Below are 21,114 nucleotides of genomic sequence, written 5' to 3'. Positions count from 1 at the left end.
CATGAATCGGAATTCGTCGAAATGATAATTCTGAAGATTTGGAATGGAAGGAAAAGAATATGAAATACGAAGTCGCTTTAATTACGGGCGCCTCCGGCGGACTCGGAAGAGAGTTTTCAAAACAACTCGCAGAACGGGGAACGAACCTGATTCTAACCGATATTTCCGCCGCTTCACTCAAAGCTCTACAAAGTGAATTGGAGAAAAAATACAAGATCAAAGTGGAAGCGGTAGCCGCGGACCTTTTCAGCGAGGAAGGAAGAGAAAAGATCGTTTCCTATATAACCCGCAAAAAAATAAAACCGGATCTTCTCGTGAATAACGCGGGACTCGGATATATCGGAGATTTTGCAACCGAACCGGAATCGAGCTTTTTGACTACGATTCGAGTGAATGTAGAAGGACTCGTGCATCTTACTCGGAAAATTCTTCCTCTTTTTTTGGAACAGGGTAAGGGAAGAATTCTAAACTTAGCCTCGAGCGCTTCGTTTCAACCCGTTCCGTATTTTACGATTTACGCCGCATCCAAAGTGTTTGTCGTATATTTCACGGAAGGGCTGAGCCGGGAACTTATTGGAAGCGGAGTCACTGTACATGCGGTTTGTCCGGGGCCGATTCGAACTCCATTTTTTTCCAAAGCATTTCCGGCCGGGTTTCGAACGCCCGAGTTTATATGGCTCACGCCGGAAAATGTCGTAAGAACCGCTCTTACTGGAATGGACAAGAATCGAACGATAATCGTTGTAGGATTGGTCAATAAAATTCAAAAATTCTTAGCCTCGCTTCTGCCGATCGGATTTTCAGCTTGGTTGGGTTCTTTGTTGTTTTCCGTCGGAAAGGGTAGAAAGAATTAGAATTTTTGAATATCTTTTTAAACTCCGTTACTCGCCGTTAAAAGAATCGGCTTGTCGTCCGTAACGACGATCGTATGTTCCTGTTGCGCGACGTAGCTTCCGTCGCGAGTGACCAGCGTCCAACCGTCCGAAGTCTCCAAAGCGATTTCGGATTTGGTTGAAATGAACGTCTCGATCGCAAGGACCATGCCGGATTTTAATTGTTGAGAATAACGTTTGTCCTCGTAACAAGGAATGTATTTCGGGGCTTCATGCAGGCTCGAACCGGTTCCATGTCCCATGAGATTTTTGATGACTGTGAATCCGTAAGACTTCGCTTCTTCGTGGATTGCTCTTCCGATATCGCTGATTTTATTTCCGGTCTTTGCGGCCGACAAACCCTTGTAAAGCGAGGTTCGGGAACAATCGACTAATGAATTTAAAACGGGATGACCTTGTCCTAAAAGGAAGGAACTTCCGTTGTCGCCGAAATAACCGTCTAACTCGGCCGAAACATCGATGTTGATGAGATCCCCGTCTTTCAGGATTTTTTTGGAGGACGGAACTCCGTGCGCGATCTCGCGGTTCACGCTGATGCAAGTCGCACCGGGAAAGTTGTATGTAATCGCGGGGGCGGATCGAGCGCCATATTGTTTCAAAAGTTTTAGTCCGAATTCATCCAGTTCTTTCGTGGACATTCCGGACTTGGCAAAGGATTTCATTTCTTTCAGAACGAGTCCGACGATTTTGCCGATTTTTTTGAGTCCGATCAGATCTTTTTCCGTTTCGATAGACATACGATTTCTCCGTCCCCAGCTTTTCCCTCGTTGATTTCACGTCAATGGATTCTAAATCGAATTCTCCATTTAAAAAATGATATGACCGCTGTTATCATAAGACAATCGGTAATCCTTTCGGGTTAATCGGGAGAATGCGGCCCTTTTTTTTAAAATAGTTTAAGAATCCCATCAATTGATTCGTCTCTTTCTTTAAAATTTAATATAAGAATTCGTAACGATGCCACCTGAATCACCGAACTTACTCAATCACATTCAACCGATCGATTATTCAAAAGGCCAGATTATCTTTCGTCAGGGAGATCAATCCAAGGATCAGATGTTTTTTATCTCCAAGGGTTCCGTCGTTCTTTCCGAAACCGTGGATCACAAAGAGCGTGCGATTTGCCGCATCAGCGAGAATAATTTTTTCGGGGAAATGGCGCTATTGACCGGAGGAAAAAGAACCGCCTCCGCAATTGCGGCATCCGACGGAACTCGTTTGATTTCCTTGGACAGCAGCATCATCGAGAATATGATTCACAAAAATCCCAAGTTTATGTTTCGGCTTTTATTAACCGCCGCAAGCAGGCATTATAGGGAAGAATTGAATTTCACGAAACTTAGTTCTTTTATTAAGATCGATCCGTCTGATTTGGAATTTGCGAACGATTATGAAACATGCAGAATTCATAATTTAGGAGTTATTACGAAAATTTACGGACATCTCAGCAATTATTATTCTCCCGGAAAATACGTTTTTCATTCGGGAGAACCAGCGTCCGAAAAACTTTGGTTCGTTTTGCAAGGAAAGCTGGTGTTAAGCAAGGTGGCAAAAGACGGGACCGAATCCGAAATCCGCGATTATCACCCCGGAGATCTGCTCGATCTTTCGTCTTTGATCGGTTCCAATCCGAGAGTTTTTTCCGTAAAAGCGGTGGACGACGTCGCCGTGATCACTTCGATCGATCGAAATCTTTTGTATCGAGTTCTTACTTTAAATTCGAAACTTTTCTTCAACGTCTTTAAGACGATCGTCTATGACTTTACGATTTTGAATCACTGTTTCAAGCTCAGTAAAGAAGCCCAAGCGAATCTTGGGAACGCACCATCCGAAGCCGTGACCGCCGTAGCGCAGGAAGCGGCAAGCGAAGAAGTCAACGGAGAAGGATTGGACAAATTAGCGGAGCAGGCATCGAACGCGAGCGACGCGGAGTTGCAGACCGCGGCTTCCGATCCGGAACCGGAAACCGCAAATTCATAACATTAGAAATTTATCATGTTCTAAATCCGAAGAATAATTCCTCGGAGGGGGATTTTTTTCGCTCGGTCAGGATGAACGTATTGACTTTTCCTTTTCCTTTGATTTCGACGTCTTCTCTTTTCTCCATCGAGAATTCTTCAGAAATCAGATTCGCAGTCGACGGAGTGACTTGGATTTGTCCGCTGAGTCCGTGCGATTCCATTCTGCTCGCTACGTTGACCGCGTCTCCCCAAATGTCATAGATGAATTTTTTGGTTCCGATCACTCCGGCTACGACCGGCCCTGTGTTGATTCCGATCCTCATATCCAATTTAAGATTTCCTTCTCGGATTCGGAATCGTTTCAATAGATCCATCATTTCCCAAGCCATATGAGCGATCGCTAATGTATGATTCTGCCTCGGCTGAGGAAGTCCGCCCACGACCATGTAGGCATCTCCGATCGTTTTGATCTTTTCCAATCCGTATTTTTCCGCCATCAGATCGAAGGCGGAAAATACCTTGTTTAAAATCCGCACCACCTTTTCGGGGTGGAATTTTCCCGCTATTTCGGTAAAACCCACGATATCCGCGAAAAGGATCGTCGCCTCGTTAAAACTCTGCGCGATTACGGAACTGTCCTTTTTGAGTTTATCGGCGATCGGTTTCGGCAATACGTTTAACAATAACTTCTCGGCTCTTTCCTGTTCCTTCTGAACTTTCGCGTAAGCCTTTGCCAATTCCTTCCTAGCTCTTTCGTTTTCTTCCAAAGTGTTTCGGACGGTTCCGAGAACCTGATTGTAACGGTTCGCGATCTGACCGACTTCGGTAAACGGTTCTACCGGTACGTCGTAACTCAAATCTCCGGTCCGTTTCTGATGTTCCATTACTAAAAAGAGATCGATGAGTTCGGTGGTCGCCTTGTGTTCGGAGATGTTGAGTCCCTGGTATTCTTCCTCCGGATCCACTCTGAGTTTAAAGAATCGATTGATGATCGAAAAAAGAATATAAGAAGTTCCGAATGCGAACGCTCCGATCGATACGATTCCCACCAATTGAATCTGAATTTGCCCCCATCGAGTCAGACCCGAGTTGAGGATCTGGAGATTTCCGAAAACCCCCACACAGAGCGTTCCGAAAATTCCCATTCCTAAGTGAACCGGAACCGCGCCGACCGCGTCGTCAATTTTCAGTTTTTCTAATATATCTTCGATGGGGGAAACGAGCATCCCCGCAAAAAGTCCGATGACTCCGGCTTCCACCGCGTTCACAACGTTCGCACAGGCGGTGATCGCCACGAGTCCTCCGAGAGATCCGTTTAACGGGAGAACCGCATCCGGATATCCTTTACGGAACCATCCGATAAACAAACCGGAAAACATCGCGGCTCCCGAAGCGAGAACCGTATTCAGTAAAACCGTGGGAACGTGACGGTCGAAAGCGAGCGTGCTTCCTCCGTTGAATCCGAACCAGCCGACCCAAAGAATAATTCCGCCTAACATCGCTAAGGGGAGATTGCTTCCCGTCACTTTTCGCGGTGCTTCTCCTTCCACGAATCTTCCGGCGCGCGGACCGACCACGAGCAAAAACGCGAGAGCAACCCAACCACCGACGCTGTGAACGACGGACGATCCGGCAAAATCACGAAAACCTAATACGGATAACCATCCGTGGGTTTCGGATTGATACAATCCAGCCCAGACCCAATGTCCCGCGATCGGATAGATAAAACCGGAAATGAGTATGGTCGATATGACGTAAGAAACGAATTTCAATCGTTCGGCGATCGCACCGGAAACGATCGTCGCGGCTGTTCCGCAAAAAACCAATTGAAACAGAAAGAATGCCGGGCTCCAAACGTCGTCCGGAGGAAACACAGGAAGATACCAGGATGTTCCCACGATTCCTTTCCAGGAATTTCCGAACATCAGACCGAATCCTACGAACCAAAAGAGGACCGTTGCGATTCCGAAGTCGGCGATGTTTTTGATCGCAACGTTGATCGAATTCTTTGCCCGAGTGAGACCGGATTCTAAGATTAAAAATCCGCCCTGCATCAATAGAACCAAACCCGAGCAGAGTAAGATCCACAAAACGTCCGTTAGTGTTTTTTCAGTCGCGCCCATAAACATCAAATGCATGCATACTTCCTGTAGAATTGAATCCCGTAGTCTCTATTTCTTTGTTTATAAAATCGGCAAACGAACGTTAGTCATTGAAAGAATAACGTAGATCGCTTTTTGAATCTTGTTTAGATGAATGAAAAACAGAAGCTCATAACGTTGTAAAACGATTTCCTAAGTTTTCGAAAACTTAATTCTTGTTTCCGATAAGAGGAATTATACGATTCGAATTCGTGTTTTAGACAATGATTTTAAAACGACATTCCTTTTTTGTATTACGAACGTTCCATTAAGAGGCGAACATTATGATTAAAATTGAATACGTTTTTTAAGGATTGGATCGAGATAAAGGCAAGCTGCGGATTCTTTCGGAGATTTGTTTATTTCTTCGGCAGCATTAAAAGAATTCTTCCTTGGGTTTGAATCCTTCCGGCTTGTTCTTCCGCGCGTTGCCCTGTGCCTAAGAAATAATCCAAACGTCCGTGCCCCGTAATCTTAGAACCTCGATCGTGAACGAACACGATTCGGTTCGATTCCGCGAGCAAAGGAGAGTCGAACGTAAGCAAAGCGGGAATTCCTAAAGGAATGTTCGGGTCCATAGCGACGGATCGTTTAGGAATCAATTCGATTCCTCCGCTTCCTCTCGGCGCGGACGATTCCCGTTTAAAAAAAACATATCTCGGATTTTGGAGGATTGCGTCCTTTACTTCTTTAGGATATTCTTGTATACAATCCTTGAGATCCGAAGGGATCAGACTTTTGCAGATTCCTTGCAAGGATTCGGCCGGACTTCGATATTCCTTTCCGTTATCCGAAGCATACGTTATGCGAAACGGATTACGTTGGCGGATTCGAACCACGGCGGAACCTTCGAGTTGTGCGAGATGAAGATCGGTGATCTTCACGAATGCGATGGCCTTCGATTTGCTTTTCCAAACGGAAGGATCGGATAATTCCGCTCTGGAGTCGTAAGGGACGAAGTCTCCGTTTACGATTTTACCGATTCGTTTTCCATTTGCCTCCTTTTTAACGATCAAGTCGGAAGGAGTTTCCAGGATCGGGTACAGAAATTCTCCTTCGGGCGCAAGTCTTCCGTCTATTATGACTTCGTAATATCCGGTGATCTTTCCGTTTTGGAGATCGGCGGTTTCCAGAAACTCGAAGGATTCTTGAAGTTCCTTATTTCTTTGCTTTCGATTTTTCCTTTGGAAAATTCTTTTTAATTGTCCGATGGACTTCAGCATTTCCTTTTTATCGTAAGAGGTTTTGCGAAATTCGATCTTCCAATCGGAAGGAAGACGTTCGTAATACGATTCGGATTCTTTTAAGGCTCGATGAAGTGATTGTAGATCATCGTGATGATACAACGAAGGAATTTCCCTTACGCCGATAAAACCGGATTCTTCCAAACCTTTTGCGGAAAAAGAATACGATTGAACGGCGAGAAAAAGGATTACGATCGAACGGAACCGCATTCTTAGATGGATTCGGGGAATAGCATCAGTTTATATTCGGAGGGAGTCATTCCAGTCAAAGTTTTAAACGATTTTTCCATTTCTCTTCCCGAAACAAAGCCCGCCCTGTGCGCGATTTCCGATTGTTTTAGATCCGTTCTGGTTTTCAAGAGATGTTTCGCTTCTTCTACTCTGAATTGATTGACATAAATTTCGAACGATTGCGCTTTCGAAACATCCTGAACATAATTTTCCAAATCTTGAGGAGTGATCTTGAGGATGCTCGCGAGGTCTTCCTTGCTCAATTCGGGATTCTTGAAGATTCTTTCCACTTTCAAAAGATGATCCAAGCTGAATTGGATCGAGGGGGTTTTGTTCGGAAGTTCCCGTTCTAATGTGCGGGGAGGAGATTTAAGTTTCTCCTGCATCTGCTGGATGTCATACGCCCGACTGAGATTTTTTCTTCGTACGAATTTTTCCCGGTCTACGATGCTGACCATGACGACTACATAAATGGAAGGAAGCGACAGCACATAAGCATGAACCAAATATTCATGATATTGAATAAAGTCCAAATAATACAAAACGGAAATCAACACGCTTCCGGCGATCGGAATCATACAAAGCGCGATCTTTCTAGCGGGCCCGAAACTGCGGATGACGCTCAGAGTCGAAAGTACGATCAAAAATGAAACGCCAAGGAAGGTCCAAGAGAACGTTTTCACCACAAAAGGTCGATCCGCGATAAAGGAGGTGAACACGGCGACGAAAACGATCGCGATCGACACTACCGATAATAGCGAACGAAAGATTTTATGAAGCGAAGAAGGGGATAAAAACTGAACCATAAAGTAAGTCGAACAAGCAAGAGCTAAAAATGCGAAAAGAGGAGGAGCGATGTTTTGAAATTCGGGGGCGTTCGGCCAGAGATATTTATATCCGTTCGCATAACACGCCCAACCTTCCAAGGAAACGAAAATCAAAAATCCGACGATGCTCAAATAAATCGGATCCAAGGTTTGTCGATAGATAAACCCCGTGAGAAGAGTGATGAACAAACTTAGCACCAACGTGAACAGAATCAAAAGATTTCTATAATAGTTTCCTTTTTGGTATTCCAAACCCGATTCGAGTAGAATCGGAAAGTTGATGATGGAAGAAGTTTTGATCCAAAGGTAGTATTCGTCGTTTCCGTTTCGAACTTCCGAAGGTTCGAGATGGAACACTGGATAATAATCGTCGATTGATCTGTCAGAATATTGAAATCTATCCCCTGAAATCTGAACCGAAGATTTGGAAAACAAAACCGCCGAGTCCAGCGTTACTTGAGGAATCCGGATAAAACATCTCGATCTAGGATGTTCCTTTATGCTAAACCGAAGCCAAACGGATTCCTTGATAAAACCCAATTTCAAAAAGGAATCCTGTTTCGAGGAATATTCAAGATTTCGATTGGGTTCTTTCGGAATTTCCTTTACGGATGCGGAATCGAATGCGATTTCCAGGCGATCGAACGCGCAAGCTTCGACGTTAGGCGTCGTATGCGCCGTTTTCGGAAGAACGAAACAAAGGAACAACCCGGCGAATACGAGAATGCGATTCCCCCTTACGGTTCTAAATTTTGTTAAGCGAAGAGACATCTGAATCAATATTTTTTAATATCGGAAAATTGAATGCTATTTGCAACGATTTGACGGAATTCTATTTTTATTTTCTTACACGCCGGACCTAAGTCAGATAATACTATCAGAGCTTATCTTACAGTCAAGATTTCAAAATAAATTAAGAGTTATTTTGGAATTTTATTTTGTTATGCGAAGAGGAATCGCTCTAGTAGTTCGTTCGGTTTATTTTATTTCGAACATCACGCTTTCAACTTTGCGAATGCGCGTTTATCGCCCGATCCAATGGGAAATATCTTTTTATATTCTTTAGGATGCTCGCTTCTTTGCGGGATTTAGCGCTGCCTAGAACGATGATTCCAGGAAATTCGATTTTCGAGAGAAAATCCTTATGTCGCTTTTTTAGACATTCTGTGGTAAAAACCGGCTAAATTAGAATTGACTTATCTACCTACTGGTAGGTAAGTTGGCTTTATGAAACTCGAAGGGGATACAAAAGAAAAGATCGTAACTCTTGCCAGGCATTATTTTCAAAGTGTAGGTTTCCAATCGTTCAGTTTTCAGAATATCGCGGACGATTTGGGAATCCGAAAGGCGAGCATTCATTATCACTATCCTTCCAAGGAAGAATTGGGTTTGGAGGTTCTCGAAGTATATTATAAAAACTTTGAGGAGTATACTCAAACCCTGAAGGAGAGACCTCCGCGCGTCCGGTTGTTCGGTCTTTTCAAACTTTACGAAGGGTATACGGGAGAAAACGGAAAGATCTGTCCGTTCGGGGTCGTCGGTACGGAATATCACGTTCTTTCACCCGCGATCCGGGAAAAAACTCTCGTTCTACACAATCAACATCGCGATTTTCTAATACAGACGTTGCACGACGGAATGAAGGAAGGTTCTTTCATTCTTCCCTTAAACGTTAAGGAAACCGCGGATCTGTTTATGTCTGCGATTCAGGGTTCTATGCAGATCTCTAGAATCCGCAAGGACAAGGAATATTTTCCGAAGATGATCAAAAATCTTAAATCGATGATACAAATCAAGGAGCATAAAAATGCCGGTTTCTGAATCCACAACTAAAGCATGGGAAGATATGAATAAGATGGCCGATAAAATGGCCAAAGAATACGGACTGAGTCTCGAACTTCCTCCGAAATCCTTTCAAGAGATGAAGGCCGAGTTCGTTGAATTTGAGGGAGCAAAAAGGATTGTGGTTAAGATTCCGTACGACGATCGTTTTATGAACCCGATCGGGATCTTTCAAGGAGGGATGTTGTGTACCGCGATCGATAATACGTTCGGCCCACTTTCCTATCTCGCCGCAAAAAGACCTTGCGTGACTACGGACTTGTCGACTCAGTTTTTTCGATCTTTTTTTCCGAAAGACGAATACGTTTTGATCGAAGCGAAAGTCGTTTCCAAATCTCCCGCGATGATGACGATGCAGGCGGAAGTCAGAAACCCGAAAAACAAACTGATTGCGATCGCGACTTCGAGCGTTTTGATTCTTCAGGAATCCATGCTTAAAAGAATGACGAGCAAACAGGAACAGGAAGATTAGAATTCTTCCCCGCGGTCAGTTGCAATCGATCTGGCCGCAGTTTTCCCGTTCTTCCTCGGTTTCCAAAGTTACGTGCGCGATTCTCAATTCCTTTAAAATTTCCCTCGCTTTCGATTTGATGATTCTCTGACGTTCCGAGGAAAGATCGTTTTTCAAAACGAGATGCGCCGTAAGGGCGTTTTCGGTCGTACTCAGCGACCAAATGTGAACATGATGAATATTTAATACTCCTTCGATCGATTTGAGTCCGCGTTCCACGGCTTCGGATTGAATCGCGTCCGGCGTGGAATCCATACTCAATCGCAGGCTTTCCTTAAACAAAGGAACGTTGCCGTAAAGAATCACCAAGCCGATCAAAAGACCCACGACCGGATCGATCCACAAATAACCGAGCCAATGAATCAATAAACCCGAAACGATGACTCCGAGCGATACTAAACCGTCCGCGAGAAGATGCAGATAAGCGCCCTTCATGTTCAGGTCTTCGTCCTTGCTCTTATGAAACAAAAACGAAGAAGAGAAATTTACCATAACTCCGACTAAAGCTACGATCGCGATCGTTCCACCGGGAACGGGAGTCGGTCTGGACAACTTTTCGATCGACTCGTAGACGATAAAACCGACCGTGCTGAAAATCAAAATCGAATTGAGAAGACTGACCAAGATCGTGGACTTCTTCCAGCCGTACGTAAATCTCGGAGAAGGGCCTTTTTCCTGAAGTTTGATAGCGATCCACGCGAGCAGCAAAGAACTTACGTCCATCAGATTGTGGCCCGCGTCCGAGATCAATGCGAGAGATCCCGACCAAAGACCGATTCCCGCTTCGATCGCCGCATAGAACAGATTCAGAAAGATCGCGATTACGAGAGTTCTGCTCGAACTTCCCGCTACGTGATGATGATCGTGGGAATGATGCGAATGATCGTGAGAATGTCCGTGCGAGTGATGATGGTGATGTCCCATGAGTGCTTCCGAGTTTTTGAAGAATACATTTCCCAGAATAGCGGACCCTCGAGAGTGTAAACAGAAAAAAGAGTTCGTTGTTGAGAACCGGTTCTCTTAAAAGAGGCCTTCCGTTTCGGAAAAGATCGATCCGCTTTTTATTAGACTTTTCTAAACAAGAGAATGGATTACGCGCCGTGGTTGCGATGGAACGTTTTTTTACCGTTTAAGGAATGAAGGATTTCTTCTAACTTTGCGATCCGATCGGAATTCTTCAAACCTTTGTAAGCGCGGATCAAGTTCTTCAGATTGCGTACGTGTTTCGGATTTCGGGTTCGAAGTCTTTCTCCCACGTCCACAGCTTGATTCATATCTCCGGCTTTGCGAAGCATTCTCGCAGTATAACCCAACATGATTTCATCCGAAGGAACGGCGGTCAGATATTCGTGCGCGCAGAATGTCGCTTTATCGTATTCTCTCAATCGAAAGTAGGAAAGGCTTAGTTCGCGATACGCGCCGGGATGAGTTTGTTTTCCGTTTCGCAGATCGGAAAGAAACTGATCCAAAGAATTCTTATCCTTCCGGGAAAGATTGATCTTTACGTTTTTAGGAACTTGACCGTTCCATTCGATTCTCATCATGGAAAGATCGTCCGTAAGAACTCCTTCCCGATTGAGTTGAGAATTGATTTGTTTCAAGTCTCCTTTGCATTCTTCCACGATTCTGAGAATTCTCGTTTCGTCGTGGTTCATGTTTTTCTTTCCGTCCACGTCCAAGAGAATATCGTCCCTTCCGTCCGATCCGTTAAACAGAATATCTCCGGGCATAAACTGAAACGTCTGCACGGACAAGGTTCCTTCCACGAGCTGAGAACCGAGTTTTCTATAAAAAAGATTCTCCCCTAAAAACGAAGCGACCCCGTCTCTGTAAAGAATCGAATACGGATGTTCCGCGTTCATGTAATACGTAAAACCCGTGTCGTCCTCGATCACGCCTAACACGATGGATACGAGCATGGAACCTTCGAAACTTTCGAAAACTCTATGCAATTCTATGAATGCGTTTTTGAGCCATCGTTCCGGATAAAGATCCTTCATAAACGAACTGAATCTCGTCCTTTCGATGATCGATTTGAACACCGCTCCCAGTACGAGCGCGCCTCCCGCTCCCTGCATCGACTTGCCCATAGCGTCGGCGTTGAAAAAAACCGTGACCCTTCTTCCTCGAAGAAGAATGCTTTCCGTTTTACAAAGATCTCCTCCGATCTCGTTGTTTCGGTTCTTGAAGTTGAATTCCTTTTTTTGTTTTAGAAAGAATTCTATCTTTACGCTTCTGCTTTCCGCGGCGTTTCTTCCGAGCGGATTGATGAGTAAAGAAGTGAGAAAGTAGTCTCCGTCCTGTTGATCCTTGAGTCTGCTCAGGTTGTCGAGAGTTTCGGAAAGTTCCCTGGTTCTTTCTTCCACTCTTTGTTCCAATTTTGCATTGAGTTGTTCGGTCTTTTCGTGAAGTTCGCTGAAACGTTCCGCGAGAATGGTAGCGATTCCCATCACATAAAAAAAGAATCCGTATTTACTGAACGCGATTCCGGTGTTGAAGATCATCGAATCCAAAACGTCGAAGATCGCCGTTCCAGTGATAATCACGGTTCCCAAAAAGAGCCGTTTGGCCGCGGGGAGCCTGTGCTGAATCCCTCGGATGAGGATGTAAAAATTCACCGGAACCGCAAAACAAATCGCTCCGATCTGCCAGATTCTTAATAAGTATTCGCTCATATACATCGGAATTACGAGCGTAGGGACCGCGAGAAGAACGTTAAAGGTCGAATAGTAAAAGATCATCGGAATCGTTTTACGGTAAAAAAGCTGGCTCATAAAACCGAAGTAGCACGAAATACAAAAGTAAAGAGCGATCAGTTCGATTCTTTGTATGATCGTCGAATCGATTTCGTTTTCGAAAACGGCCGCCGATCGGGTATAGATATAAAGTCCGAGCAACAACGCGAACAGACCGAACGTGAGGTTGTGTTTTTCCCTTCTTCGTTTAATAAAAAGAAAAAGATGATACAACCCGGTCGTGATGTAGATCCCGATCAGAATCAGTACGATCCGGTCCTGTTCCTTGTATATGAGTTCTTTATAATATCCGATTTCGTAACCGGACGTCAGATAAAATCCCGTGTGATCGTATTTCGGATCGCCCGAGAGTTTGATCGTCAATCGGTTGTTTTTTTGTTTTAGGACTTTCCTATCGATTTCATAGACTTGTCCGCGGACGGTCCGATGATAAACGACGTCGGTTTCGGAGATTTCCCCTTCTTTCGCGATTCGTTGTCCGTTGATGTAGATTTCAAAAACCTCTCCGATTTCTCCGAAACGGATTCCGGGTTCCAAAGGACTTTCTAAAAATCCGGGAGGAAGATCGAACTCGGTAAAAAAAGCGAACGTATGAAGTTTCGATTTGTACGGATAGAGTTTGTTCGTCCAAATCGGAAACGAATCGACGCGTTTCCATTCCCCATCGGGGAAGAATTCTTCCGTTAAAAAACGTTCCTCGAATCGATCGAGGACGTTCCAGACGTTACCCTTGCAGACGTCATTCGCGTCGCAGGTTTTTACGAGGTTGACCGAGGAGTTTTCGGCTCGTAAGGAAAACGAAACAAGTTGGAGGAAGACGAAGGTATATGCAAAAATTCTAAATTGATGATTCATCTGATTCTATCAGGATCGGAAATATTCCGTTCGGAAACCGCAGGCCGTTTTTTTCTTCAAGAGGTCAAAGCGGGCGGCGAAATCGACGAAAGTGTCGATTTTAAAATCGATTTTCAATTTGTAAAAAGACCCAGGGGAGAATGGATCGGTACGCTCGTTTTACAAGCATATTTTCGAATTCCGAACACGGTTCTTTGTTTCCTTTTGTTGCAAACTTTCTGTAAAAAATGTCGGGAAATTTGACGTAGAAGGAAACTATTGTTGCAATTGTTGTTTAAAAAAGTATTTATTGTCGATTTATGTTTTGGAAGAAATTGACTCAATTCTTTTCCATTCTCCTTTTGCTGTTATGTCGCAGTCTGAATGCGTATCAAGAGGACGGACATTTCTATACGGTTCAAACCGTTCTGAACAACTTTCATAGTTCCTCTCCCCTTACCAAAGACGAAATCGCGCTTGTTGCGTTTTGCACGCAGCTTCCGGACGAGGTTCCCGAGTTGGATGCGATTTCCGTTTATCAGAAGTTAGCCTTTAAATACCCGTTCGATTTTCTTCTGTGGGTTTTTACCGATCGCGGTTCGCCCGACGTTTTAGGGAGAATGGCGGAAGTGCAACAGTTGCTCCACGGTTTGACCGGAGGAAGCAGCGATCATCTTCGCGGCGTTGCGATCGTTACCTTGGATCAGCTTCGTGCAGATCTCACTTCTAAAAAACAAAGATCTTCGGAAGAACTTTGTGCGCTGGGTTTTGCGTTTCATCTTTTGGGAGATTCGTTCGCTCATCGCAAATTACGGAACGATAAAAAGATGTATCCCACGGGAAGAGGTCACGCTTCCGATATGACGTTGCCCGATCATCCCGTTCACAGCGATTCACGCGTCGCCGATTGGGAGAATTATGCGAAAGGAATTCCGAATCTATTCCGATCCGATTTGAAAGAAGTCGTCATCAAAGACGATTTTCCGAAAGCGAAAGAACTCGCGAATAACAATCCTTGGCATTGTATCTTCGGAACGAAATGCGAGGATCGTTTGAGAAAGATTTTATTGAATCGTTTACGGGAATCCGATTCATCTCCGAAATACGATCCTCTTCAGAAAGGACGTTATCCGGCCGCGACTTGTCAGGAATACGTGCAGAAGGTAGTCGAGCAGAAGGACATTCCGTTTACTCCCGATTGCGGCAAAACCTGGAAGATATACAAACGGACTTCTTTGAGCGTTTGGAAACGACTCGGTTATTTTCAGGATGAAGACTCGCGCAAACAAATCGAACTCTACGGCGGAGACGACTTATGGCAGAATCCTTAAGCGAAGAAAATCCTAGAAAAAAAAGAAAGAAGAAGGTTAAGAAGAAATCGATCTGGGGAGAAGTTCTGATCGTATTCGCCGGATTTCCGATTTTAATCGCGTGGATTTCGTTTCGTACGTTCTTTTGCTGGGGAAACGTGAGTTATACGAGCGAGGTTTTCTGCACCGTTTCCGGGGTCGTCAATCCGTTGCTGTTGGTTCTTACTTTGGTGCTTCTTCTTTTGACTTTTGTGGATCTTCACAAACTCGGGGACGAACTCGAGGATCTTCCGAAATGGTCGTCGAAACGGATCTATAAAGGATTCCGTTCCCTGGAAAAATGGGATAAGATCCATTTCCTGTTTTCCTTCGTTTCTTTTTTGGGAGCGTTGATCATCGGCATCTATCTCTGGAATCATTTCGAATTTAGCTTATTTTAATATACAGATTGATTTAGTCTTAGGGTTGTTTATGAAAAAATATGAAGCGGTTGTGATTGGAACCGGTTTCGGCGGAGCCGTGACCGGATGTAGACTGAGTAAAAAATGGCCGGGCCAGGTTTTGATTCTGGAGCGAGGTAAACGGTATCCGAAGGGTTCTTTTCCGCGTTCTCCTCACGATATGTCCAAGAACTTTTGGAACGTTCCCGAGGAGAACAGTTCCAAAATCCGTCCGAAAAAACTTTCCAAACTCAATCAGACCGGTTTGTTCGATATTCGGAACTACAAGCACATGGACGTGGTAATCTCCGCCGGGTTAGGCGGGGGATCGCTGATCTACGCGAACGTCTTTTTGGAACCGCCGGATCATATCTTCGACGAACGTTGGCCCGCGAACGTAAAGAAGAAAAGTCTTACGCCGTATTACAAAATCGTAAAGGAAGTTCTGGGTTCGAGACCGATTCCTATCGGCGACGATCCGAGAAGAAAAATCGTACGCACAGAACTCTATCAGAAGTTCGCAAAGTCGGCGGGACGAGAATCCAAACTTGCGGACATCAACGTATTTTTCGGGAACGATTTTAAAAAGCCCACGCCGATCGGACTTCAGGAAAAAAACCGTTACGGAGCGGTTCAGACTTCCTGCACGTATTGCGCCGAATGCGATATCGGATGCAACACTCATTCCAAAAACACCCTGGATCTGAATTATCTTTTCGTAGCGGAAAACAAATACAGAGCGGACATTCGCACGGAGCATCTCGTTCATAAGATCGTTCCGATCGGAACGGACGGGAACGACAATCCTTCCGCGCACGGAGAAAACGGTTATAGAATTTATTTCCGAGATCTTTCGGGAGACAAAAGGGGAGAACTCGTTTCCGTCGTCACGAAACGCGTCGTCGTATCCGCGGGAACGTTAGGCAGCACCGAACTTCTTCTTCGATGCAAAGAAGAATTCAAAACTTTGCCGGACATCTCGGATCATCTCGGTAAACAATTTTCCGGAAACGGGGACTTCTTATCCTTTGCGGTGAACGGTAAGAAAGAAGCGAACCCGAATTACGGTCCGGTTATCACTCAATACACGGATTATAATTTATTCAAAAGCTACGATAGCCAACGCGCCTTCGTTTTACAGGATGCGAGTTATCCGGTTTTTGCGGCGTATTTTGCCGAAGCGGCGATTCCTTGGTTCTTGCGGATCGGATTCTTCTTTCATATGTTAGGCGAACTCTTCAAGCGATTCTGGAGCGGAAAGATTTTCGGTAAGGTCGGCTACTTGATGAGCGAACTTATGAAAGGCGACTTATCTTATACTTCGGCCGTATTGCTTTGTATGGGAATCGATCGGGCGGACGGAGCGATGGTTCTCGATCGAAAGAAAGAATTTCAAGTTCAATGGCCGCAAAAGAACAGTATGTCTCTTTATGAGGCGATTCTCGGAGTGATGAAGGATTTCGCTTCGTTTATCAATGCAAAATCTTATTTTCCGCTTCCGACTTGGGCTTGGCCGATCCGCAACAACGTTTCCGTACACCCGTTAGGCGGTTGTATACTCGGAACCGCGAAGACCAACGCTGTGACTTCGGCGGATTCCAAGACATTCGGCCAGGTTTTTTCGTATCAAGGGTTGTATGTCGCAGACGGAAGTTTGTCTCCGACCGCGATCGGGGCCAATCCATCGATGACGATCGCCGCCCTTTCGGAACGAGTCGCCGAGGGAATTACGGGAATCAAGCCGACTGCAAAACTTTGAGTAAAAAATTATAATTCTGCAATCAAGGACACAATATGGAGATTTTTTAGCCAAAAATATTCGTCTAACTGGCTTGCAGAATTAAATACACAAAAATAACATTCGCTTTTAGGATTATTATGAATAGCGCAACGGAATCCATCAAAGACACACTGGAACTGATCAGACCCTATCTTCCCTCCGCGATCGTTCGGAGATTGGGGGATTCCAACGAATCGAAGCTGCAGAGATCGCAGTCCTTCGAAGGCGCCGTTCTATTCTTCGACGTTGTCGGGTTTACCCCCACCACACTTGCGTTAGCCGCTAAAGGTACGCGAGGCATCGACGCGTTGCAAACCGTTCTTTCCAATTACTACACCGCTTTGTTGAAACATTTGAATCAATGGGGAGGCGCGGTGTATCAGTTCGCGGGCGATTCCGTGCTGGTGAGTTTCGAAAAAAAAACGGACGAAACGGACGCGGAAGCCGCGCTCCGCGTAGCGAATTGTGCATTAGGAATCTTTCATTCGATTTCGGAGTTCAGTTCCAACGAACTCTTAGGAGAAACGGTAAACCTACCCGCGAGAGTCGGATTGGCTTATGGAGAATATCAGGAATTTATTTTAGGGGAACAGGATCGTTTTCTCAGAGCGGTGATCGCAGGAACCCCCGTGGATCAATCCATCTCCGCCGAAAAACACGCGTTAGCCGGCGATATCGTTTTGAGTTCTTCGATTTGGGATCTTTTACCGGCATCCAAGACGGGAGAATCGCTCGGTGAAAACTTCTATCGTTTAACCGATTGTGAACGGGTGGAAAATACGCACGTTCCTCCTTCCCGCTCGACCGCGGACGATCGAATTTCCACCGAACGATTCTTCAAACGATGCAAACGTTTTATCGTTCCCGAGTTGTATCAAAGAGTTACGAACGTTCATAGCGCGTTCTCCGGAGATTATCGCGAGGTCGCATCGGTTTTCGTACGCATCGACGCTCCTTTGGAATCCAACGCCGATTCCAAAAACTTCAACGATTTCTTTACGTACGTGCAAGGGGTTGCGGCGGCTTGTTCCGGAACCTTTGTTCTTACGGATCTTTCCGACAAGGGGGGAATCTTCAGCATTCTTTTCGGAGCGCCTGCCGCGCTGGAGAATAAGGAAGCTCTTGCGGCGCGTTTCGCGATTCGATTGATGGAGGGAGCTTCCTCCTATTCCGCTGCAAAGAATATTCAGATCGGAATATCGACCGGAATGGCGTATTGCGGAGATTTAGGTGCGCCTTTCCGAAAGGATTTTACCGCTATCGGTGAGATGATGAACATCGCGGCCCGACTTGCGACTTTGAACGGTCACGATGGAATTCTGATCGATTCTCAGACGAAGAACAAGTTGGGAAAAAATTTCCTATTTCACGAAATCGGGGACGTGGAACTCAAAGGCGTTTCCGGAGCCAAGAAGGTGTTTCAGCTAACGTCCGAACAGAAGAATATTCCGGGACTTCTGATTCAATACAGGGATACGATGATCGGAAGAAAGGAAGAGATCGATCGTCTTCATAAGATGTTGGACGCTTGCATTGAAAAGGGCGGAGTCGTTTGCCGGATCATCGCCGACGCGGGACTCGGCAAATCCAGATTGACCAATACGTTTATCGATCAGGCTTACGATCGGAACGTGGAAATTCTTATCGGTTACTGTTATCCTTACGAAAAATTCACTCCCTTCTATCCTTGGAAGGAATTGTTGAGTCTGTTCTTGGGAATTTTCGAGGAAGATTCGGTGGAAACGCGCGTTTCTAAGGCCGAAAAGGCATTAGAGAATTTGAATTCGTTTGACATCGCTTGGGCCAAGGCGCTTGTCGCGTTGATGGGCGTTCCCGTGGAGGAAGATCCTCTTACGAGAGAAATCGACCGGAAACAAAAGAATGAAAGATTGTTCGAGATCATCATTTCCCTTCTTCAGGAACGCGCTTTGAAAAAACCTTTGATGCTGATTTTCGAGGACGTTCACTGGATCGACGAACTTTCCAGCCGTCTTTTGGAAAAACTCGCGTCCCGTTTGCCTTCGATGAAGGCCATGTTGATTCTAGTGTCGCGGCCGGAAGGACAGTTCGCGGAAGAAGCCGTCTCCCCGAACGAAGAACTGATCCGCCTGAAGGAATTCAAACCGGAAGAAGCGAGAGATTTTCTCATTCATAAATTTCACATGGATACGAGTCAGGAAGAATTTTTGGATCAGATTCTCAACCGATCCAGCGGGAATCCGTTTTTTCTCGAGTCCATCGTTCACAACCTGATCGAGGAAGGAACTCTCAAAAAATTAGAGGATGGAACCCTTTCTCCTTCGGATAAAACGCGGGACATTCAAATTCCGAACACGTTGAACGACGTATTGCTCGCGCGAGTGGATCGTTTAGCGGAACGGGAAAAGATCGTATTAAAAACGGCTTCCGTGATCGGACGTTTGATCAACGTCGAAACTCTCAATCATCTTCTTCCCGTGGAGTTCCGCTCCGAGATTCAGAATATCCTTCAGAGTTTGGAAGGTCTGGATCTGACTCCGCTGGAAATCACCGATCCGCTTACGTATATCTTCAAACACATCGTGATCCGCGACATCGTCTACAACACTCTTCTTCATTCGACAAGAGAGGATCTTCATAAACGAATCGCTTCGTTTATCGAAAAGGAAAACGAAAGCAACGTGATCGAGATGGCGGATATTTTGGCGTTTCACTACCGTCAGTGCTCCGATTTCGAAAAGGCTTCCCAGTATTCTTTGATGGCCGCGCGTAAGGCGCGAAGCCGTTATGCGAACCGCGACGCGATCTATCACTACGGTCAAGCCCTCGAATCGATGTCGCAATTTACGAAAGTAAACGGCGAGACGTATTACGAAATCAAACAGGAATTGGCGCACGTTCATCGTCAGCTCGGAGAATACGCGCACGCGGAATCTTTGTTTAAGGAATGTCTGGAAAATAAATCCACGCTCAATTTGATCCGCACATATACCGGACTCGGTCAAGTATATCAGGAACAGGACGACATTCCGCGAGCGATGGAAACTTTGGAGAAGGCGCTTCGAATCACGGGGATTCGTCCGCCGGGAAGTAGACCGGATACGATTTTCAAAATCGTTTTACAGCTTCCGTTCGTTCTTCGTTTTTCCATATTCGGTTCTTCTTATACTTCTGCGAGCAAGGCGGAACGTCTTCGGCTGAGATGTTTGATCTTAGTCACTCTCGCAAAGATGTATATCATGAAGGACATTAAGAAATTCGGATGGTCCGTTTTTACGCAATACAACGCGACACAACGTTTCGACGATCCGGTCCGTCAGTCTTTGGCGGAATGCGCCCTCGGTCAGGTTTTTGTGGGAATGAATCTTTTCGGACCATCCAAACATTTCTTGATTAAGGGAAGAGAACTCGCCGAAAAAACGGGAGATCCGTACGCAAAGGCGATTAGTCTTTTGGTTCAAGGCGTATATTACATGATGCTAAATCGTCCGGATCAAGGTCTTCCGTATCTTCACGATTCGATCGCGATCTATCGGCAGGTCGGCGAGAAGTGGGATCTTCTTTCCGCGCTTTCGTCCGGAGGATTTTTGTATTACTTCCAATCCGATTTCAGAACCGCTAAAAAATATTTCGACGATATCGGCGAGATCGCGGCGGATCTAGGCGCGCAGTTGCAGCTTCGCTGGACGAGAATCTGGTCCCCGTATTTCGGTTATCTTCTCGGGGAAGTCGATCCTCTCGAACTCGAAAAACGATTGTTAGTCGAAGTCGAAAGGGCGGCTCTGGAAAACGACGTGATGAACGAACTTTCCACGATCAATAAACTTCTTAAGCTTGCGATCTTGGAGGGTTGGCCGGAAAAAGCGGCTCATTGGTCCAAACGAAGTTACGCCGGATTTTTAAAGTGCGAAGTGAAATTTCCTCAGCTTCAGATCGGAAACGTATATCTTGCGGAAGCCGCACTTTATGCGCAGCGTGAAACCGGGGATAAGAGTCTGACCAAGATCATCAACTACGGATTAAAGAACGGTTTGAAACTAGGTAAATCGCTTCCGTATTTATACGGTCCGGCGTTGATGCTCAAAGGAAAATTGAAATTTTATGCGGGCGACGCTAAAAAGGCGGAATCCATCTTTAAGGAAGCGGAATCCTTCTTATCAAACACTTTGAATCAATGGGAATACGCGACCGCGTTGTATGAAGCGGGAGTTCTCTTAAAAGATCAGGACCGGATTTCGACCGCGAAGGGAATTCTTCAGAGACTCGAAGCGAAAGCCGATCTCAAAAAGCTGGCGGAGAGTTTGGCGGAATAAGAATTCGAGCGGGTTCAAAGAAACTCGCTCGGATCTCGATCTCATCGCTTTT

The 21,114-nt window shown here is 45.4% G+C and carries 14 protein-coding genes; 8 read left to right on the top strand and 6 right to left on the bottom strand.

The window, feature by feature from the left end:
- Positions 1-59: 59 nt before the first annotated feature.
- Positions 60-854, top strand: coding sequence for an SDR family NAD(P)-dependent oxidoreductase (locus LFX17_RS16620; RefSeq protein WP_238731233.1), 795 nt, complete (start codon positions 60-62; stop codon positions 852-854).
- Positions 855-871: 17 nt separating this feature from the next.
- Here the strand turns inward: LFX17_RS16620 and map are convergent, their stop codons facing one another.
- Positions 872-1,630: a type I methionyl aminopeptidase gene (gene map, locus LFX17_RS16615; protein ID WP_238731232.1), complete on the bottom strand. Its 759-nt coding sequence runs from the start codon at positions 1,628-1,630 to the stop codon at positions 872-874.
- A 220-nt stretch (positions 1,631-1,850) separates the two neighbouring features.
- Between map and LFX17_RS16610 the strand changes: the two genes are divergently transcribed.
- Positions 1,851-2,873, top strand: coding sequence for a cyclic nucleotide-binding domain-containing protein (locus LFX17_RS16610; RefSeq protein ID WP_238747388.1), 1,023 nt, complete (start codon positions 1,851-1,853; stop codon positions 2,871-2,873).
- Positions 2,874-2,886: 13 nt separating this feature from the next.
- Here the strand turns inward: LFX17_RS16610 and amt are convergent, their stop codons facing one another.
- The 3 genes from amt to LFX17_RS16595 all read right to left on the bottom strand — a co-directional run bounded on the left by amt (position 2,887) and on the right by LFX17_RS16595 (position 8,068).
- On the bottom strand, positions 2,887-4,992 hold the full coding sequence (gene amt / locus LFX17_RS16605; RefSeq protein ID WP_238747386.1) for an ammonium transporter: 2,106 nt from the start codon (positions 4,990-4,992) through the stop codon (positions 2,887-2,889).
- Positions 4,993-5,354: 362 nt separating this feature from the next.
- Positions 5,355-6,449: an MltA domain-containing protein gene (locus LFX17_RS16600; protein WP_238747384.1), complete on the bottom strand. Its 1,095-nt coding sequence runs from the start codon at positions 6,447-6,449 to the stop codon at positions 5,355-5,357.
- A gap of 2 nt (positions 6,450-6,451) precedes the next feature.
- Positions 6,452-8,068, bottom strand: coding sequence for a 7TM diverse intracellular signaling domain-containing protein (locus LFX17_RS16595; protein WP_238747381.1), 1,617 nt, complete (start codon positions 8,066-8,068; stop codon positions 6,452-6,454).
- Between the two features lie 456 nt (positions 8,069-8,524).
- Here LFX17_RS16595 and LFX17_RS16590 point away from each other — a divergent pair, with 456 nt between their 5' ends.
- Positions 8,525-9,118 (top strand): TetR/AcrR family transcriptional regulator, encoded by a 594-nt coding sequence (locus tag LFX17_RS16590; protein WP_238731227.1) that lies wholly within the window; start codon positions 8,525-8,527, stop codon positions 9,116-9,118.
- Positions 9,105-9,611 carry a PaaI family thioesterase gene (locus LFX17_RS16585; RefSeq protein ID WP_238731226.1) on the top strand — a complete coding sequence of 169 codons (507 nt, stop codon included), beginning with the start codon at positions 9,105-9,107 and terminating at the stop codon, positions 9,609-9,611. Before LFX17_RS16590 ends, LFX17_RS16585 begins: the two co-directional genes overlap by 14 nt.
- A gap of 15 nt (positions 9,612-9,626) precedes the next feature.
- On the opposite strand, the gene LFX17_RS16580 is transcribed toward LFX17_RS16585, so the two are convergent.
- Both LFX17_RS16580 and LFX17_RS16575 read right to left on the bottom strand, forming a co-directional pair.
- Entirely contained in the window at positions 9,627-10,574 is a 948-nt protein-coding gene (locus tag LFX17_RS16580; protein ID WP_238747379.1) for a cation diffusion facilitator family transporter, read from the bottom strand.
- 167 nt (positions 10,575-10,741) lie between these two features.
- Entirely contained in the window at positions 10,742-13,261 is a 2,520-nt protein-coding gene (locus tag LFX17_RS16575) for a SpoIIE family protein phosphatase (protein WP_238747377.1), read from the bottom strand.
- Between the two features lie 299 nt (positions 13,262-13,560).
- On the opposite strand from LFX17_RS16575, the gene LFX17_RS16570 reads away from it, so the two are divergent.
- The 4 genes from LFX17_RS16570 to LFX17_RS16555 all read left to right on the top strand — a co-directional run bounded on the left by LFX17_RS16570 (position 13,561) and on the right by LFX17_RS16555 (position 21,062).
- On the top strand, positions 13,561-14,571 hold the full coding sequence (locus LFX17_RS16570; protein ID WP_238731223.1) for a hypothetical protein: 1,011 nt from the start codon (positions 13,561-13,563) through the stop codon (positions 14,569-14,571).
- Positions 14,556-14,990, top strand: coding sequence for a hypothetical protein (locus LFX17_RS16565; protein WP_238731222.1), 435 nt, complete (start codon positions 14,556-14,558; stop codon positions 14,988-14,990). The genes LFX17_RS16570 and LFX17_RS16565 overlap by 16 nt, the downstream gene beginning before the upstream one ends.
- A 31-nt stretch (positions 14,991-15,021) precedes the next feature.
- Positions 15,022-16,749 carry a GMC oxidoreductase gene (locus tag LFX17_RS16560; protein WP_238747374.1) on the top strand — a complete coding sequence of 576 codons (1,728 nt, stop codon included), beginning with the start codon at positions 15,022-15,024 and terminating at the stop codon, positions 16,747-16,749.
- A gap of 119 nt (positions 16,750-16,868) precedes the next feature.
- The gene (locus LFX17_RS16555) at positions 16,869-21,062 is read left to right on the top strand and encodes an adenylate/guanylate cyclase domain-containing protein (protein WP_238747372.1); all 4,194 of its coding nucleotides are present in this window, start codon (positions 16,869-16,871) and stop codon (positions 21,060-21,062) included.
- The last annotated feature ends 52 nt before the right edge of the window (positions 21,063-21,114 follow it).

Source organism: Leptospira sanjuanensis (assembly GCF_022267375.1).
Taxonomy (GTDB): domain Bacteria; phylum Spirochaetota; class Leptospiria; order Leptospirales; family Leptospiraceae; genus Leptospira; species Leptospira sanjuanensis.
Note: the sequence above shows the minus strand (reverse complement) of the source record. Positions and strands in the feature narration are given on the sequence as shown.

Coding starts and splice junctions, on each gene's coding strand:
- LFX17_RS16610 (WP_238747388.1), top strand. CDS start 1,851: ATGCCACCTGAATCACCGAACTTACTCAATCACATTCAACCGATCGAT.
- LFX17_RS16595 (WP_238747381.1), bottom strand. CDS start 8,068: ATGTCTCTTCGCTTAACAAAATTTAGAACCGTAAGGGGGAATCGCATT.
- LFX17_RS16580 (WP_238747379.1), bottom strand. CDS start 10,574: ATGGGACATCACCATCATCACTCGCACGGACATTCTCACGATCATTCG.
- LFX17_RS16620 (WP_238731233.1), top strand. CDS start 60: ATGAAATACGAAGTCGCTTTAATTACGGGCGCCTCCGGCGGACTCGGA.
- LFX17_RS16600 (WP_238747384.1), bottom strand. CDS start 6,449: ATGCGGTTCCGTTCGATCGTAATCCTTTTTCTCGCCGTTCAATCGTAT.
- amt (WP_238747386.1), bottom strand. CDS start 4,992: ATGCATTTGATGTTTATGGGCGCGACTGAAAAAACACTAACGGACGTT.
- LFX17_RS16570 (WP_238731223.1), top strand. CDS start 13,561: ATGTTTTGGAAGAAATTGACTCAATTCTTTTCCATTCTCCTTTTGCTG.
- map (WP_238731232.1), bottom strand. CDS start 1,630: ATGTCTATCGAAACGGAAAAAGATCTGATCGGACTCAAAAAAATCGGC.
- LFX17_RS16585 (WP_238731226.1), top strand. CDS start 9,105: ATGCCGGTTTCTGAATCCACAACTAAAGCATGGGAAGATATGAATAAG.
- LFX17_RS16560 (WP_238747374.1), top strand. CDS start 15,022: ATGAAAAAATATGAAGCGGTTGTGATTGGAACCGGTTTCGGCGGAGCC.
- LFX17_RS16555 (WP_238747372.1), top strand. CDS start 16,869: ATGAATAGCGCAACGGAATCCATCAAAGACACACTGGAACTGATCAGA.
- LFX17_RS16590 (WP_238731227.1), top strand. CDS start 8,525: ATGAAACTCGAAGGGGATACAAAAGAAAAGATCGTAACTCTTGCCAGG.
- LFX17_RS16565 (WP_238731222.1), top strand. CDS start 14,556: ATGGCAGAATCCTTAAGCGAAGAAAATCCTAGAAAAAAAAGAAAGAAG.
- LFX17_RS16575 (WP_238747377.1), bottom strand. CDS start 13,261: ATGAATCATCAATTTAGAATTTTTGCATATACCTTCGTCTTCCTCCAA.